The 17,032-nt window shown below is 69.8% G+C and carries 13 protein-coding genes and 1 pseudogene; 10 read left to right on the top strand and 4 right to left on the bottom strand.

Annotated features, from left to right (window positions below; all coding sequences use genetic code 11):
* Positions 1 to 4: 4 nt before the first annotated feature.
* From folP to folE, 3 genes are read right to left on the bottom strand one after another with little or no spacing between them, the layout of a single operon-like run.
* Entirely contained in the window at positions 5 to 883 is an 879-nt protein-coding gene (gene folP, locus ACWIDW_RS09290; RefSeq protein ID WP_454125302.1) for a dihydropteroate synthase, read from the bottom strand.
* 19 nt (positions 884 to 902) lie between these two features.
* A complete protein-coding gene (locus tag ACWIDW_RS09285) occupies positions 903 to 2,042 on the bottom strand; it encodes an NAD(P)/FAD-dependent oxidoreductase (protein WP_454124721.1) in 1,140 nt (379 codons plus the stop codon).
* A 29-nt stretch (positions 2,043 to 2,071) separates the two neighbouring features.
* Positions 2,072 to 2,725 (bottom strand): GTP cyclohydrolase I, encoded by a 654-nt coding sequence (gene folE / locus ACWIDW_RS09280; protein WP_454124719.1) that lies wholly within the window; start codon positions 2,723 to 2,725, stop codon positions 2,072 to 2,074.
* 210 nt (positions 2,726 to 2,935) lie between these two features.
* Between folE and ACWIDW_RS09275 the strand changes: the two genes are divergently transcribed.
* The 8 genes and pseudogenes from ACWIDW_RS09275 to ACWIDW_RS09240 all read left to right on the top strand — a co-directional run bounded on the left by ACWIDW_RS09275 (position 2,936) and on the right by ACWIDW_RS09240 (position 13,211).
* Complete coding sequence (locus ACWIDW_RS09275; RefSeq protein ID WP_454124717.1) at positions 2,936 to 3,250, top strand: hypothetical protein; 315 nt, start codon at positions 2,936 to 2,938, stop codon at positions 3,248 to 3,250.
* Entirely contained in the window at positions 3,247 to 5,451 is a 2,205-nt protein-coding gene (glgX, locus tag ACWIDW_RS09270) for a glycogen debranching protein GlgX (RefSeq protein WP_454124715.1), read from the top strand. The genes ACWIDW_RS09275 and glgX overlap by 4 nt, the downstream gene beginning before the upstream one ends.
* Position 5,452: 1 nt before the next feature.
* Positions 5,453 to 7,801 carry a malto-oligosyltrehalose synthase gene (gene treY, locus ACWIDW_RS09265; RefSeq protein ID WP_454124713.1) on the top strand — a complete coding sequence of 783 codons (2,349 nt, stop codon included), beginning with the start codon at positions 5,453 to 5,455 and terminating at the stop codon, positions 7,799 to 7,801.
* Entirely contained in the window at positions 7,801 to 9,537 is a 1,737-nt protein-coding gene (gene treZ / locus ACWIDW_RS09260) for a malto-oligosyltrehalose trehalohydrolase (protein ID WP_454124711.1), read from the top strand. The genes treY and treZ overlap by 1 nt, the downstream gene beginning before the upstream one ends.
* A 119-nt stretch (positions 9,538 to 9,656) precedes the next feature.
* Positions 9,657 to 10,293 (top strand): annotated as a pseudogene (locus ACWIDW_RS09255) (ABC transporter ATP-binding protein); the annotation flags it as partial.
* A gap of 109 nt (positions 10,294 to 10,402) precedes the next feature.
* Positions 10,403 to 11,248 carry an ABC transporter permease subunit gene (locus ACWIDW_RS09250; RefSeq protein ID WP_454124709.1) on the top strand — a complete coding sequence of 282 codons (846 nt, stop codon included), beginning with the start codon at positions 10,403 to 10,405 and terminating at the stop codon, positions 11,246 to 11,248.
* A 17-nt stretch (positions 11,249 to 11,265) separates the two neighbouring features.
* The gene (locus tag ACWIDW_RS09245) at positions 11,266 to 12,549 is read left to right on the top strand and encodes a sensor histidine kinase (RefSeq protein ID WP_454124707.1); all 1,284 of its coding nucleotides are present in this window, start codon (positions 11,266 to 11,268) and stop codon (positions 12,547 to 12,549) included.
* Positions 12,546 to 13,211 carry a response regulator gene (locus ACWIDW_RS09240; protein WP_454124705.1) on the top strand — a complete coding sequence of 222 codons (666 nt, stop codon included), beginning with the start codon at positions 12,546 to 12,548 and terminating at the stop codon, positions 13,209 to 13,211. The genes ACWIDW_RS09245 and ACWIDW_RS09240 overlap by 4 nt, the downstream gene beginning before the upstream one ends.
* 51 nt (positions 13,212 to 13,262) lie before the next feature.
* Here ACWIDW_RS09240 and ACWIDW_RS09235 read toward each other — a convergent pair whose 3' ends face one another.
* Positions 13,263 to 14,423: a polysaccharide deacetylase family protein gene (locus tag ACWIDW_RS09235; protein ID WP_454124703.1), complete on the bottom strand. Its 1,161-nt coding sequence runs from the start codon at positions 14,421 to 14,423 to the stop codon at positions 13,263 to 13,265.
* A 313-nt stretch (positions 14,424 to 14,736) separates the two neighbouring features.
* Here ACWIDW_RS09235 and ACWIDW_RS09230 point away from each other — a divergent pair, with 313 nt between their 5' ends.
* Positions 14,737 to 15,165, top strand: a complete 429-nt coding sequence (locus tag ACWIDW_RS09230; protein WP_454124701.1) for a MarR family winged helix-turn-helix transcriptional regulator — start codon at positions 14,737 to 14,739, stop codon at positions 15,163 to 15,165.
* Positions 15,166 to 15,221: 56 nt separating this feature from the next.
* Positions 15,222 to 16,841: an SPFH domain-containing protein gene (locus ACWIDW_RS09225; RefSeq protein ID WP_454124699.1), complete on the top strand. Its 1,620-nt coding sequence runs from the start codon at positions 15,222 to 15,224 to the stop codon at positions 16,839 to 16,841.
* The last annotated feature ends 191 nt before the right edge of the window (positions 16,842 to 17,032 follow it).

Below are 17,032 nucleotides of genomic sequence, written 5' to 3'. Positions count from 1 at the left end.
TTTCTCAGACGTTGCGGGTCGGGTGGGTGTTGTGCTCGAGGCGGGCCGGAGCACGCCAGCCGAGGATCGCCTCGATCATGCGGACCGCGTCGACGGTCTCGGCCACATCGTGCATCCGGACGATGCGCGCGCCGGCGAGGATGCACGCGGTCATCGCCGCGAGCGAGCCTGCCAGCCGCTCGCCCCGCAGCCGGTCGATCGCCTCACCGATGAAGTCCTTGTTCGACACGGCGACGAGCAGCGGCGCCCCGAGCGACGCGATCTCGTCGAGTCGCCTGGTGAGCTCGAGGGAGTGCAGCGTGTTCTTGTCGAGGTCGTGGCCCGGGTCGATGATCAGGCGCTCCCGGGCGATGCCGGCGGCCTCGGCCCGCTGCAGGCGCTCGGCGAGGAAGCCGCGCACCTCGGCGACCACGTCGTCGTAGGTCGCCGCGGGCTTCTCGACCCGCGGCGGGCCGATGCTGTGGGTGATGACGATGTGCGCCCCGCCGGCGGCGATGACCTCGGCCATGCGTGCGTCGCCGAGACCGCTGGTGTCGTTGATCACCGCCGCGCCGGCCGCGATCGCCCGCTCGGCGACATCGGCGCGGTTCGTGTCGACCGAGATGACCAGCTCGGGTCGCTCGGCGGCGACCGCTTCGACGACAGGAACCACGCGGTCGATCTCCTCCCGGATGCTGACCGCCGGTCCGCGGCCGAACGGCACACCGCCGATGTCGATCCAGTCGGCGCCGAGGTCGGCGGCGCGCAGCGCGCTGGCGACCGCGCGGTCGAGGACGAACGTCGCTCCCCGGTCGTGGAACGAGTCGGGCGTGCGGTTGACGACGGCCATGACCGCGACCTGCCGTGCGAAGTCGAATTCACGGGCGCCGATGCGGCGGCGCATCGCCGCGGTCACCGGCCCGTCACCGCTCGCTGCCCACGCTGTCGCGCACCGCGTCGGAGGAATCCCAGTCGTTGGCGTGCATGGCCGCGAGCACGGTGCCGTCCTTCACCCAGTACGCGCGGAACGCGCCGCCGTTCGCGACGTCGGTGTCGCCCTCGATGTCGACGCGGTCGCAGCCGTCGGGCCCGACACTGCCGAAGTACTCCATGCCGAGATCGTATTGATCGGTGAAGAAGTACGGCAGGTGGGTGTACGGCTCGTCGCCGCCCATCAGGTTGTGCGCGGCGACCTTGGCCTGCTCGATGGCCGTGTCCCAGTGCTCGACGCGGATGCGGCGCCCGAGCACCGGATGCCGGTGATTCGCGACATCGCCGATCGCGTAGATGTCGGGGTCGGACGTGCGCAGCCGCTCGTCGACGAGCACGCCGTTGTCGACGTCGAGGCCGGCCTGCTCGGCGAGCTGTGTCGACGGGATCGCCCCGATGCCGACGACCACCACGTCAGCGTCGGCGAGCGCGGCCTCGTCTACGGCGGTGCTGAGCCGCAGATCCACGCCGTGCGCACGGTGCAGGTCGGCGAACAGCCGTGCGATCTCGGGCCCGAGCACGGCGACCAGGGGCAGTTCGGCCATCTCGTAGACCGTCACCTCGGCGCCCTTCTGCCGGGCGGCGGATGCCACTTCCAAGCCGATCCACCCGGCGCCGACGATCACGACATTCGCCCCGGGCCGCAGCGCCGCGCGCAGGCGCGTGTTGTCTTCGACGGTGCGCAGGTAGACCGGATCGGCCACCCGGTCGGCCAGCGGGAAGTGGCGCGCGGTGGCTCCGGTGGCGAGCAGCAGTCGGTCGTAGTGGTGCTCGGTGCTCTCACCGCCGCCGGTCGGCTCGGTGCGCAGGGTGTGCGCCGCCGGATCGATCGAGGTGACCGAGACGCCGCGTTCGAGACGCACGCGGTTAGCGGCGTACCAGGCGTCGTCGTGGACGATCGCGGTATCGATGTCCTTCTTGCCGAGCAGCACGTCCTTCGACAGCGGGGGACGCTCGTAGGGCAGGTGGTCCTCGCTCGCGTAGATCACGACGTCGCCGTCGTATCCGCGCTCTCGCAGTTCCGCGGCCGCGGTGGCGGCGGCGAGGCCGCCGCCGACGATGGCGATGCTCATGGTGTTCCTTCCTTCGACGTGGATGGTTCTCAGCGGCTGCGGTCGGCGGTCAGCGCGAAGAACTCGGCTCGCGAGCGGGCGTCTTCGCGCAGCGTGCCCCGCAGGGCGGACGTGGTGGTGGTCGAGCCGACGGCGCGAGCGCCGCGCAGCGTCATGCAGGTGTGGGTGGCCTCGACGACGACGCCGATGCCGCGCGGCTGCAGGCGCGCGGCGAGGGCGTCGGCGATCTGCACCGTCAGGCGCTCCTGCGTCTGCGGGCGGCGTGCATAGTGATCGACCATGCGCGGGATCTTCGACAGCCCGACCACGCTCTCACCCGGAAGGTAGGCCACGTGGGCGATGCCCGTGAACGGCAGCAGGTGGTGCTCGCACACCGAGCGCACCGCGATGTCGCGGATGAGCACGAGCTCGTCGTAGCCTTCGGTGTTGGCGAACGTGGTGAAGTCGAACGGCTGGGGTGAGAGCAGCTCGGCATACGCCTCGGCGAAGCGCCGCGGTGTGCGCGCGAGGTCGGGGGTGTCGATCGCGTCGGGGTCGACCCCCAGTGCCGTGAGCAGCAGATGCGCCGCACGCTCGGCCGCGACGAGATCCACGGGCTGCGGAGCCGCCTCGATCCGCACTCGCCGGGGCGCCGGCGGCACCGCCGCGAGCTCGCCGTGGTCGTGGATCGCTGTCATCGTCATTTCGACCTCCTGTGCCGCCTCCTTCCATGAGACACCCGACGCACTCTAAAAGCAAGCATCACGTCTTTTAGAATGCGTCCGTCTGCTCGCTACCCCGAACGTCGCCGTGTGACAACCCCGTAGCCGTACGGGCGCCATCCGCGTAACTTCTTCTCCGACAGCAGTGACCTCGAGGCGCTTCGCCGGAAGGCAGTCGAGACAGGAGTCCTCATGTCTGCCGCACGCACACCCACCGGACACGCGATCGATCGGCCCGCCGCGCCGACCTCCCCGCCACCTCCCGCCGGTGCTCCCTCCGCACCCGCATACGAACTCGTCGACATCGATCGCTACGAGGTGTTCGACGACGGGCCGGTAGGCTACGTCGAGGTGATCCCGCCCCTGTTCATCTGCTATTCGGGTCACCCGTACCCGAAGGCGGTCGAGGTGGCGCAGATGTTCGACTTCGAGCAGGCCGTGCGCCTGGTGCGCGAAATCGCATCGCACTCGTCCGCCCCGAACGGCAACGGGCGTTCCGCGGCATGACCGTCGACGTGTGGCCCGGATCCGCCCATCCGCTCGGTGCGACCTTCGACGGTCAGGGCACGAACTTCGCGCTGTTCAGCGAGTGCGCCGAGCGAGTCGAGCTGTGCCTGTTCGACGATGCCGGCGAAGAGACCCGCGTCGATCTCGTCGAGGTCGACGCGTACGTGTGGCACGGCTACCTGCCGTCGGTTCAGCCGGGGCAGCTGTACGGCTACCGCGTGCACGGCCCGTACGACCCGGCGAACGGCAAGCGCTTCAACCCCAGCAAGCTGCTGCTCGACCCGTACGCGAAGGCCGTCGCCGGACAGGTCGAGTGGGGGCAGGCGCCGTTCTCGTACGACTTCGGCGACCCCGACTCGTACAACGAAGACGACTCGGCGGCCAGCACGCCGAAGAGCGTCGTGATCAACCCGTTCTTCGAATGGGGCGGCGACCGGCTTCCGAAGACCCCCTATGCGCAGACGGTCATCTACGAGGCGCACGTGAAGGGCCTCAGCATCCGGCATCCCGACGTGCCCGAAGAGCTGCGGGGCACCTACGCCGGCGTCGCTCACCCGGCCATCATCGACCACCTCACCCGGCTCGGGGTGACCGCGATCGAGCTCATGCCCGTGCACCAGTTCGTGAACGACAGCACGCTGCAGGAGAAGGGGCTGTCGAACTACTGGGGCTACAACACCCTGGCGTTCTTCGCACCGCAGAACACGTACTCGTCGAGCGGCGAGCACGGCCAGCAGGTGCAGGAGTTCAAGGCGATGGTGCGCGCGCTGCACGCCGCCGGCATCGAGGTGATCCTCGATGTGGTCTACAACCACACTGCAGAGGGCAACCATCTCGGACCCACTCTGTCGATGCGCGGCATCGACAACGAGGCGTACTACCGCCTCGAAGAGGACCGCCGGTATTACACCGACTACACGGGCACCGGCAACAGCCTGAACGTGGGCAACCCGCACGCGCTGCAGCTGATCATGGACTCGCTGCGCTACTGGGTCACCGAGATGCACGTCGACGGGTTCCGATTCGACCTCGCTTCGACCCTCGCCCGCGAGTTCTACGACGTCGACCGGCTGGCGACGTTCTTCGAGCTCGTGCAGCAGGATCCGGTGGTCTCGCAGGTCAAGCTGATCGCCGAGCCGTGGGACATCGGCCCCGGCGGATACCAGGTGGGCAACTTCCCGCCGCAGTGGTCGGAATGGAACGGCAAGTACCGCGACACGGTCCGCGACTTCTGGCGCGGCGAGCCGCAGGCGCTGGGCGAGTTCGCCTCACGACTCACCGGATCCGCCGACCTCTACGAGCACTCCGGGCGCCGTCCGGTGGCATCTGTCAACTTCATCACCGCCCACGACGGCTTCACGCTGCGCGACCTCGTCAGCTACGCCGAGAAGCACAACGAGGCCAACGGCGAAGACAACAACGACGGTGAATCGCACAACCGCTCCGACAATCTCGGTGTCGAGGGGCACACCGACGATCCCGATGTGAACCGCCGCCGGGCGATGCGGCAGCGCAACATGCTGGCGACGCTGCTGCTGTCACAGGGTGTGCCGATGATCTCGCACGGCGACGAACTGGGGCGCACCCAGAACGGGAACAACAACGGCTACGCGCAAGACAACGAGATCACGTGGATCGACTGGGAGTCCGCCGATCTGCCGCTCGTCGAGTTCACTGCGGCGATCACCCGCCTGCGCGCCCTGCACCCCACGTTCCGGCGCAGCCGATTCTTCGACGGCAAGCCCGTGCGCACCGAGGAGGGCTCGCCGGTTCCCGACATCGAGTGGCTGCGTCCGGACGGGCGCACCATGCAGCCGGAGGACTGGGAGTCGGGCTTCGGACTGTCGATCGGGATGTTCCTCAACGGCCGAGGCATCCGCGAGAAAGACCGCCAGGGCAGGCCCGTCGACGACGTGAACTTCCTGGTGTACTTCAACAGCGGCGACGACCCCGTCGACGTCGTGCTTCCGGATGCCAGGCGCGGCGCCGCCTGGGAGGCCGTGGTCGACACGGCCGGCGAGCTCACCCGGGCCGACCCGCTGCCGGCCGAGGCGAAGGTGAAGCTCGAAGCGGGATCGATGCTCGTGCTGCGCGAGGCCGACACCGCCGACGAGCCGACCGACGACTCCGTCGAGGCGTCGCTGCGAATGCAGCTCGAGAACGCCACGACCCGCTCCCCCGCCCCGAAACCCGAGGTGTGAGATGACTAGCCGGCCGGACTCCACCTACCGACTGCAGATCACCTCGCGCTTCCCCCTCGCGGAGGCGGCGCAGGTGACCGACTACCTGCATCGACTCGGCGCGGACTGGGCGTATCTGTCTCCGCTGCTGGCGGCGACCGAGGGCTCCGACCACGGCTACGACGTCGTCGACCACTCCCGTATCGACGAGTCTCGAGGCGGGGCGGCAGGCCTCGCGGCCTTCTCGGCCGCGGCGCGCGCGGCGGGCCTCGGCATCCTGGTCGACATCGTGCCGAACCACGTGGGAGTGGCCGCGCCGCGGCAGAATCCGTGGTGGTGGGATGTGCTGCGCCTCGGTCGCGGCTCGACTCACGCGATCGCGTTCGACATCGACTGGGAGCGCGGGCGCGACAGGGTGCGCCTGCCGATCCTCGGCGGCACACCCGCCGAGGTGATCGCGCGTGGCGAGATCGCGGTCGACCCGACCCCGGCACCGGATGCCCCTGACGGCACGCTGTCGTACTTCGAGCACGTCCTCCCGCTGGCGCCGGGCACCGCACGGCTGCAGGACGACCTCGCGGCTCTGCTGGAGCGGCAGCACTACGAGCTGCGCCATTGGGAAGACCAGAACGACGAACTGAACTACCGGCGATTCTTCGCCGTGTCCGAGCTCGCCGCCCTGCGCGTCGAGCTTCCCGACGTCTTCGCGCGGTCGCACGAGGAGATCGTGCGCTGGATCCGCGACGGTCTCGCCGACGGCATCCGGGTCGACCACCCCGACGGGCTCGACGACCCGGGGGGCTACCTCGAGCGGCTCGCGGATGCCACCGGCGGCGTGTACACGCTGATCGAGAAGATCCTCGAGCACGGTGAGGACCTGCCGCCCTGGTGGCGCACCGACGGCACCACCGGGTACGACGCGCTCGGCGAGATCGATCGGGTGCTGATCGACCCGGCGGGCGTCGACGAGCTCGACGCACTCGACGCCACGCTGCGGGCCGAGAGCGGCCTTCCCGCGGCGCAGGACTGGCACGACCTCATCCACGACACCAAGCGCGCGATGGCCGACGGGCTGCTGCAGTCGGAGGTGCGCCGTCTGGTGCGCGACCTGCCGTTCGGCATCGTGCGGGCGTGGGATGCGCTGGCCGAACTGCTCGCCTGCTTTCCCGTCTACCGCTCGTACCTGCCCGCCGGTCGCGAGCACCTCCGCCTTGCGTCCGTCGAGGCGAGGCGTCGACGCCCCGACCTGGCATCCGCGATCGACGAGCTCGAGCCGCTGCTCGCCGACCCGACGCTGCCGGTCGCCCGGCGCTTTCAGCAGACCTCCGGCGCGATCATGGCGAAGGGCGTGGAGGACACCGCGTTCTACCGGCACACGCGCCTCGGCACGCTGACCGAGGTCGGCGGCGACCCGTCGGTCGCCTCGCTGAGCGTGGCGGAGTTCCACGCCGCGCAGCAGCGGCGTCTCGCCGCCTGGCCGTGCTCGATGACGACACTGTCGACGCACGACACCAAGCGCTCCGAAGACGTGCGCGCCCGCCTCGCCGTGCTCGCCGAGGTGCCCGAGCGCTGGGCCGAGGTGCTCGGCGAGCTGCGGGGGATCGCGTCGACCGGGCACGGCCCGCTCGACGCCCTGCTGTGGCAGGCGACCGTCGGCGCCTGGCCGATCTCGTCGGAGCGGCTGCTCGCGTACGCGCAGAAAGCCGCCCGCGAGGCGGCGGAGTCGACCGCCTGGCAGCATCCGGATGCCGAGTTCGAGAAGGGTCTCACGGCGATCGCCGACGCCGCGAACGGCGCCGCGAAACCGGTTCTCGAGCGCTTCGTGGCGGAGATCATGGGCTACGGGCGGTCGAACTCGCTCTCGGCGAAGGTGCTGCAGCTCACCGGCCCCGGCGTTCCCGACGTGTATCAGGGCACCGAGCTATGGGATCTGTCGCTCGTCGACCCCGACAACCGCCGCCCGGTGGACTTCGCACGGCGTGGGCGCATGCTGGCGGAACTCGACGCGGCCGTCGCCGAGGGCGACCTGCCCGCGATCGACGATTCGGGCGCGGCGAAGATGCTGGTCACGTCGCGCGCGCTGCGGCTGCGCCGGGACCACCCCGAGCTGTTCACCGTGTACCGCCCGCAGACGGTCGCAGGTTCCGCGGCATCGCACGCGGTCGCCGTCGACCGGGGCGGGGTGACCGTCGTGGCCACGCGCCTGCCCGTCGGGCTGGAACGACGCGGCGGGTGGGGCGAGACGATGCTGATGCGGTCGGAGATGCCGTCGGTCGACGTGCTCACCGGCCGGCGCTTCCCCGGCGGCCCCGTGCGCCTGGCCGAGCTGCTCGAGCACTACCCGGTCGCGCTGCTGCGGGAGGTGCGGTGATGGAGGTCTGGGCGCCCCGCGCGTCGCGGATGCGGTTGCGCCGCCTGCACGACGACGGCTCCACCGCCGACGACCGGGAGATGACGGCGGGTGCCGGCGGCTGGTGGCAGGCCGACGTCGAGCTCGCCGACGACGAGCGCTACGGGTTCGTCATCGACGACGGCGACCAGCTGCGGCCGGATCCGCGATCTCGTCACCAGCCCGATGGCGTGCACGCCGCATCGGCCGCGTTCGACGAGACGGCGTTCACCTGGACCGACAGCGGGTGGACGGGAAGGCAGCTCGCGGGCGCGCTCATCTACGAGCTGCACATCGGCACGTTCACCCCGGCGGGCACCTTCGACGCGGCGATCGAGCGGCTGGGGCACCTGGTCGACCTCGGCGTCACGCACGTCGAGGTGCTGCCGGTGAACGCGTTCAACGGGCAGTGGAACTGGGGTTACGACGGCGTGCTCTGGTACGCGGTGCACGAGGGGTACGGCGGCCCGCGCGGCTACCAGCGGTTCGTCGACGCCGCCCACGCGCACGGGCTCGCCGTGATCCAGGACGTCGTGTACAACCACCTCGGTCCGAGCGGCAACTACCTGCCGGAGTTCGGTCCGTATCTTCGCGAGGGCAGCCGCAACACGTGGGGCGACTCGATCGACCTCGACCAGACGCCCGTGCGCGAGTACATCATCCAGAACGCGTTGATGTGGCTGCGCGACCGGCACGTCGACGGTCTGCGGCTGGATGCCGTGCACGCGCTGCACGACGACAGCCGCGTGCACATCTTGAAGGAGCTCGCCGAGCGCGTCGACGCCCTCTCGGCGCACGAGCGCCGGCCGCTCACGCTCATCGCGGAGTCGGATCTGAACGATTCGGCTCTGATCCTGCCGCGTGAGGCGGGAGGATATGGACTGACCGCCCAGTGGTCCGACGACTGGCACCACGCGGTGCACGTCGCGCTCACCGGTGAGACATCCGGCTACTACGCCGACTTCGCCGCCCCGGATGCCCTCGAGAAGGTCACCGACGGCGGCTTCTTCCACGACGGCACGTTCTCGTCGTTCCGCGACCGGGTGCACGGCTCGCCGATCCCGCACGAGGTGCCCGCCTGGCGACTGGTCACCTTCGCGCAGGATCACGACCAGATCGGCAACCGGGCCACCGGCGACCGGCTCAGCCAGTCCCTGTCAGACGACCGGCTCGCGGTCGCGGCCGTGCTGACGCTCACCGCGCCCGGCACGCCCATGCTGTTCATGGGCGAGGAGTGGGGCGCGTCCACACCGTGGCAGTTCTTCACCTCGCATCCCGAACCCGAGCTCGGCCGCGCGACGGCCGAGGGGCGCATCGCCGAGTTCGCCCGGATGGGGTGGGACGCCGCGGTCGTCCCCGATCCGCAGGATCCGGAGACCTTCGAGCGATCCCACCTCGACTGGGATGAGCTCGCGATCGCCCGCCATGGGCGGCTGCTCGATCTCTACCGTCGGCTCTCGGCGCTGCGACGGGAGCTCCCGGAGCTGACCGAGCCCGGCATCCGGGAGCCGTCGGTGCATCTCGTCGTGCCGAGCGACGAGCCGCAGCGGCGTGCTTTCCGCATCGACCGCGGCGGGCTGAGCATCCTGATCAATCTGACCTCCGACGATGTCGCGTTCGACGTCGCGGGCGAGGTCCTGCTCGCGACGCGAGAGACCGCAACGACCGCAGAGCGCACGACTCTGCTCGCAGAGTCGGCGGCGATCATCCGGCGCTGACCGCACCTTCGCGGGGCGACCGGTACCCAGGTACCGGTCGCCGGGGAAGGGTGCACTCACGTCCGATGTGAGGGAGGGAGCGCCGTTCGTACTGTCGATGACATGCGAAAGGGAAACCAGTGATCTCCGCCGAAGCGCTCGTCAAGCGCTACGGCTCCAGAACCGCCGTCGACAGCATCGACTTCATCGTCGAACCCGGTCAGGTGACCGGGTTCCTCGGCCCGAACGGCGCCGGCAAGTCGACCACCATGCGAATGATCGTCGGCCTAGATCGTGCGACCTCGGGGTCGGTGCGCGTGAACGGTCGCTCCTACGCTCGGCACCCGGCGCCGCTGCACGAGGTGGGCGTGCTGCTCGACGCGAAGGCGGCGAACCGTGGCCGTACGGCCTACCAGCACCTGCGCGGCATCGCGGCGACGCACGGCATCGGCGCCTCACGGGTACGCGAGGTGCTCGAGCTCGCCGGCCTGGAGTCCGTCGCCGGCAAGCGGGTGGGCGGGTTCTCGCTCGGCATGGGCCAGCGGCTCGGCATCGCTGCGGCGCTGCTCGGCGACCCCGGCACCGTCATCCTCGACGAGCCGGTCAACGGTCTCGACCCTGAGGGCGTGCGGTGGGTGCGCACCCTGATGCGCACGCTCGCCGCCGAAGGACGCACCGTGCTGCTGTCGTCGCACCTGATGAGCGAGATGTCGCAGACGGCCGATCGGCTGATCGTGCTCGGCCGCGGTCGGATCCTGGCCGACGGCACGGTCGGCGACGTCATCGGCTCGTCCGGCTCGCTGGAAGACGCCTATCTCGCCCTCACCGCAGGCGACGTGGAGTACCGCTCGGCCTCGACCTCGACCTCGACCGAAGGAGCCGTCCGATGACCGCCATCGATCACAAGCGCACGACCTTCATCCCCTCCCGCGCCGGGCTGAGCTTCTCCGGTGTGCTCCGGTCGGAGTACATCAAGCTCCTGAGCCTGCGCTCGAACCGGGCGATGCTCGCGTCGATCGCCGTGCTCGGCGTGGGGGTCAGCCTCGCGCTCGCGATGACGATGGCCGATGCGGGGGTGCCGGATCAGCCATCGGCGGCTTTCATGCTCGACCAGGTCACCATCGGCACCGTGCTGTTCGGCCATGTCATCGCCGTCGTGCTCGGCGTGCTGGCGATCAGCGGCGAATACGCGAGCGGGTCGATTCAGTCGACCATGACCGCCGTCCCCACCCGCAGCCCGGTGCTGCTGGCGAAGGCCTGCGTCGTGTTCACGACCGCGACTGTGGCCGGACTCGTCACCACCCTCGGGTCGTGGGCGTCGAGCTATCCGCTCTTCGATGCGCTCGGGCTCGCCGTGGGGCTCACGGCGCCCGGCGTGCTGCCGGCCCTGCTCGGCGCCCCGGTGTACCTCGGCCTGTCGGCTATCCTCGGGGTGGGCATCGGCGCTCTGCTGCGGGGGGTGGCACCGAGCATCGCCGGCGCGATCAGCCTGAGCATGCTGGTGCCGATCGTGCTGTCGGCGCTGCCGGCGTCGCAGACGGTGCGCAACGTGCAGCTGCTGACGATGTCGAAGGCGGGCGATGCCATGAGCAACGCCCCGGAGAGCCTGGGAGGGTTCGTGAACCTCATCGACGGATACATCAGCTGGGGCGCCGGCTGGACGATCGCCGCCGCGTGGGCGCTCATGTTCCTGCTCCTCGGTCTTCTGCGCCTGCGACGGGAGGACGTCTGAACAGCGCACCGGCCGCCGTGCGCGGCGCCTCCTCCGAGGCGCCGCGCGGGGCGCGCCGTCTGTGGATGGCGGATGCCGTGCTGCTGGGCGGGTACGTCATCGTGGCCGCCGCGATGGCGGTGCTCTCGCTGGAGCCGCCGTACGTCACGCCGCTGGGGGCGCTCATCGCACTCACCCTCGGCGGGATCGTGGTGGTGGTCGTGCGCCACCGACATCCTCGTGCGGCGTTCGCCGGTGCGCTCGCGCTGGCGCTGGTATCGGCCGCGCTTGGCTCAGGGGCCGAGGGGATGCTTCCCATCGGCGCGATGTACCTGGTGGGGCTGCGCGCCCGGGCGAGCGTCGCCTGGTCGGCGCTGGCCGCCGCACTCGCGTGCGCGGCCGCAGCTGCACTCGTGCTCACTCAGCGCGGCACCCGGCTGCCGCACATCCTCGGGCTGCAGCCGCCGGTCGAGGCGCGCGACTCGCTGCTGGACTGGCTGAACTTCTTCAGCCTGATCGCCGCGCTTCTGCTGATCGCGACCCTGCTCGGCATCAACGCCGGACACCGTAGACGTCAGTTGCGCGAACTGCAGCATCGTGCCGAGCAGCTCGCCCGAGAGCGCGATCAGCAGGCCGAGACGGCGCGTGCCCGCGAGCGGGAGCGCATCGCAAGGGAGATGCACGACGTGATCGCCCACAGCCTGACCGTGATGATCGCCGTGTCCGACGGCGCGCGGCTGGCGGCCGACGAGAACCCGCAGCAGGCGAAGGAGGCCATCGCCCGCGTCGCGGAGACCGGGCGCCGAACTCTCGGCGAGGTGCGGCGGCTGCTCGGCACGGTGCGCGACGGCGAGAGCGAGGGCATCGTCGAGGCGTCGCACGGCACCGCCCGCGAGGCAGAGCTGCAGCATGCGCCGCAGCCCGATGCGGGCCGACTGCCGGCGCTCGTGCAGGAGTTCGCAGACGCGGGTCTGCCGGTGCGGCTGACCGTCACCGGGCGGCCGCCCGCCGATGCCGCCCTGGGGCTGACGGTGTACCGGATCGTGCAGGAGTCGCTCACCAACTCGCTCCGCCACGCCACGGACCTGCAGTCTGTCGAGGTGCACGTCGACTGGCTCGAAGAACGAGTCGAAATCGTCGTGCAGGACACATCGCCGTCCCCCTCCGCACCTGCGATCACCGACGCCGTCGGCCGAGGGCTGCTCGGCATGCAGGAGAGAGTGGCGCTGTACAACGGCACGCTCGAGGCGGGTCCGCGGCGCCTCGGGTGGCGGGTCGCCGCCCGACTGCATTGGGACGCGAGCGAAGGGAACGAGAGTTGAGCGACGACATCCGCGTGCTGCTCGTCGACGACCAGGAGCTCGTGCGATACGGCTTCCGGCTCATGCTCGACGCGACGCCGGGCATCGTCGTCGTCGGTGAAGCCGACGACGGGGAACGTGCGGTCGGGGCGACCGAGCGGTTGCAGCCGGACGTGATCCTGATGGACGTGCGGATGCCGGGGATGAACGGCATCGAGGCGACCAGGCGTGTTCTCGCCCGACGTCCGGCCACGCGCGTTCTCGTGCTCACGACCTACGATCTCGACGACTACGCCTTCGGCGCGCTGCGCGCTGGCGCCGCCGGCTTCCTGCTGAAGGACACCCGCCCCGAGCAGCTCGTGGCCGCGATCGAGGCCGTGCACGCCGGCGACGCCGTGGTCTCGCCGCGGATCACCGCGCACCTGATCGCCACCGCGGCGCCGCACCTGGGTGGCCGGCAGACGGCCGATGCCGAGCGCGCCCTCGCTGATCTCACCGCGCGAGAGCGCGAGATCTTCCAGCTCATCGGCCAGGGGCAGACGAACGGCGAGATCGCGGCCACCCTGCATCTGAGCGATTCGACCGTGAAGGCCCACGTCGGACGGGTGCTGTCGAAGCTCGAGCTGCGCAACCGCGTGGATGCCGTGATCCGCGCCTACGAGCTCGGAGTGGTCGGGCGCTGAGGTGCGCACCGACCGCACGGCGGTCACTTTCCCAAGACACCCACCGCAGCGTCAGCCGATGTCCTTCTGCAGCTTCGAGACCGTGTCCCCGTAGTTCATGCGGATGACGGGAAGCTGGAGCTTGTTCGTCCCCACCTGCACGTACCCGTGCTCGATCGTGCGCGCGAGTAGGTATCCGGCCTGCGTGACGCCCTGCTCGGCTGTCGGGCTGTGGTGACCATAAGGGTAGGCGACGACCTCTCTGCTGCCGAGGATGCGCGCTGATTCCTCCAGGTCGGCCGCGACCTCATCGGCTGACAGGTTCACCATCCGCCCTCGGCCATCATCTCCCGCTCGATGCATGTCGTTCGTGTGCGACCGCTGCAGGACGAACGGTGACGGCGTGGGGTCTTGGCGGGCAGATGTGATGACGAACGACGTCGTAAGGAGCTGCCGCTCGGTCACGACGGGCACGGCGAGTTCGAGCCACGTCGGATCGGCGTCATCGTCCGTGATGATGAGCGAATGCCGCGGCAGGAACAGCCTGCCGTCGATGAACGCATCCAGCTCGTCCCACGTGGGCAGGTAGAACTCCTGCGCTGCCACGTAGTCCATCTGCGCTCTGAAGTCTTCGACATACACGAAGTTGCCGCGCAGCCATCCGGACTCGCCTTCTGGCTTGGTGGTGAACTGGTGGTACATCAGGATCGGGATCTTCGTGGCTGTCGCAAGATTCTGCTCGGGTGTGGTCCACGCTGCGTACAGAGCGCTCTCGTGGTTGACGCAGACGGCAGGCCGCGATCCGTTGACCCGGTCGGTCTGCGCCTGAGCCTGCGCCGTCTCGAACGTCGGATACCAGCCGGCGAACACCGCCCCGGCACGCTCAGGGATCGGCAGCCCGGAGTACAGCATCCCCTCCGTCTGCAGAATCGGCGCCAGCTCGACACCCTCGCCGAAGAACGTCACAGCGCAGGCGGTTGCCGGGTCAGCGGCGTCTTCCAGCAGCTGCTGGGCTGGCGTCAGCGGGCTGGGACTCGGGGTCGGAGCGACGCTGACGGTCGGATCGATCTCTGCGGGCGGCTCCTGCGCCTCGCCGGCCAGCGCGCGCACGAACGGGACCGCGATGATGGCGACGAGCGCGATCGCGAGAATCGCGACGAGGCCGATCAGCAGACGACGGACGGCTTTCGACGACGTTCGAGATCCTCGACCGTTCGATGGTGCTGCGCTCACGGTTCCCGAGTGTAGCGACGGACTCGCACGCCGCTGAGATCCTGCCGCACACGGCCGATCCTTGTGGCCTTCCCTCCTGGGATCCCCGTCGTTCAGATCGTCAGGCCGTCCACCACGGAATCTTCGTAACCAAACCGTTGCATTCGTTACCTCGCCGTTATACACTCATCGCACGGTGAATGTTTGCTGTGGCATCCACCGCATGTGATTGCAGGACTCTCTTTGGTGCAAGGGACAAGGGCCGGTCGGAAGCCTCTCCGACCGGCCCTTACTGCTGCCATCCGAGGTCGGCGCGCGACAGTACGCTGAGAACATGACCGACCGCGAGCTCGCCCTGCAGGCGTGGGAGAGCCTGTTCCGCGCGCAGCACCAGCTGCTGGCGGAGATGGCCGTCGACTTCGAGGGATCGGACCTGGCCCAGGGCGAGTACGACGTGCTGCTCACCGTCGTGCGTGCTCCCGGAATGACCTCGCGACTGCGCGACATCACCGCGAAGTCGCTCATCAGCCAGCCGAGCGTCTCGCGGCTCATCGATCGCATGGTGTCGCGCGGGCTCATCACGAAGGCGATCGATCCCGACGACGGGCGCGGTGCGCTGATCACCGCGACGGACGCCGGGGCCAAAGCGTTCCGTCAACTGGCGACGGTGCACGGGCGCACCATCGCCGAGAAGATGTCGCCCCTCGACGACGCCGAACTCGCGACGCTGCTGCAGCTGACGAAGAAGCTGCGCGGGGTGTGACCGCCGAGACTCTGGCAGGGTGTACCTGAAACCTACAAGGGGGAAGGAAGGTCACCATGGAGATCGCCGGAGCAATCGGCATCCTGGTCGTCATCGGAATCGCGGTCGTCGCCGCCATCGTCATCGCGCTGATCCTGCTGCTGTTCGCCCGCAGCTGGATCAAGGTCGCTCGAGCCGATGAAGCGCTCGTCATCTCGGGTCGCAAGCAGAAGGTGCAGCGCGCCGTCATCAATGCCGACGGCAGCACCAGCTCCGAGATGGCGGAGTCGCCGGTGACGGTGATCGTCAACGGCAAGTCGCTCGTCAACCCGATCACGCAGCGTCACGAGATCATCTCGCTGCGCTCGCGCCAGGTGTCGCTGAACGCTGAGGCGCAGTCGCTCGACAGCGTCACGCTCAACGTCGACGGCGTCGCGATCGTCAAGATCGGCTCCGACCCCCTGTATGTGCGCCGCGCCGCCGAGCGCTTCGCCTCGCAGGACAAGGCGATCGAACAGTTCACCACCGAGCAGCTCGAAGGCGCACTGCGCGGCATCGTCGCCACCCTCTCGGTCGTCGAGCTGATGCGCGAGCGCAAGAAGTTCTCCGACCAGATCGCCGCCGACGTCTCGCAGGAGCTCGCCGAGCAGGGCCTCATCCTCGACTCGTTCCAGATCAAGGGAATCACCGACAAGGTCGGCTACATCCAGTCGCTGGGTGCGCCCGAGATCCAGGCGAAGCGTCAGGCGGCCGAGATCTCGCAGACCAACGCTGACCGCGCGATCAACCAGAAGTACATCGCCAACCAGGAGGCGAACCTGATCGAGCAGACCGCGCTCGACACGAACACCGCCAACGCGAACGCCGGCATCGGTCGCGCTCGCGCCGAGGCCGAGCAGGCCGAGCAGCTGGCCCGCGCCCAGGCCGAGCAGGCCGTGCTGCAGCAGCAGGCCGAGAACAAGCAGGCTCAGCTCGACGCCGACGTCAAGCGCGTGGCCGACGCACAGCGGTACGAGGCCGAGACCCGCGCCCAGGCAGACCTGTTCACCCGCGAGAAGGCGGCGGAGGCCGCCGCGATCGAGCAGGTCAAGCAGGCCGAGGCCCGCACCCGCATCGCCGAGCAGCAGGCCCAGGCCGACCGGGCCCGCGCTGCCGGTGAGGCGGCCGCCGCCGAGGCGAAGGCCACCGGTGACGCGAACGCGCTGCGCGCTCAGGCCGACGCCGAAGCCGAGGCCCGCCGTCTGCGCGCCAACGCCGAGGCAGAGGCCATCCGCGCCGAGGGAGAGGCCCGCGCCGCGGCCGTCGAAGCCGAGGCCAAGGCCATCGCCTCGAACCAGGAGGCCTTCCTGTCGCAGCGCGTGCTCGAGGTGCTGCCACAGATCATGGCGGAGTTCGCCAAGGGATACTCCGCGATCGGCAACGTGTCGATCATCGGCGGCAACGGCGATGACGGCGCATCCAGCGTCGTCGGCGGCGACAACGCCAAGGCGATGCGGTCGGTGTTCGACAGCGTGAGCGCCGCGACCGGTCTCGACCTCGCCGCGATCATCCAGGGTCAGGCCGTCGGCCGCGGCTTCGGCGCCGGTGTCGCCCAGGCGACGGATGCCTCGCCTGCGGCATCCGCTGCCCCGGCCACCTCCACCGCGGTCGTCGAGCGCACCCTCGACGACCCGGCGGAGCCCCCGGTCGGCGAGTAGCCCGCCGCCCTCGGCTGCCGGCGCGATGCCCGCCGCCGCGGCGCCCGTCGCCCAGGCCGCCTCGAAGAGCCGTCTCGCCGTGCGAGGCGGCTCTTCGCGTCTCCTCCAGCGCACACACATCGGGGGCCGACACTCCAGATGTCGGCCGGATGCACGGGATCCGGCCGACATGTGGCGTGTCGGCCCCCGTT

The sequence above is a fragment of the Microbacterium sp. NPDC055312 genome (genome assembly GCF_053645675.1).
This window is presented reverse-complemented; position numbering and strand designations above follow the sequence as displayed.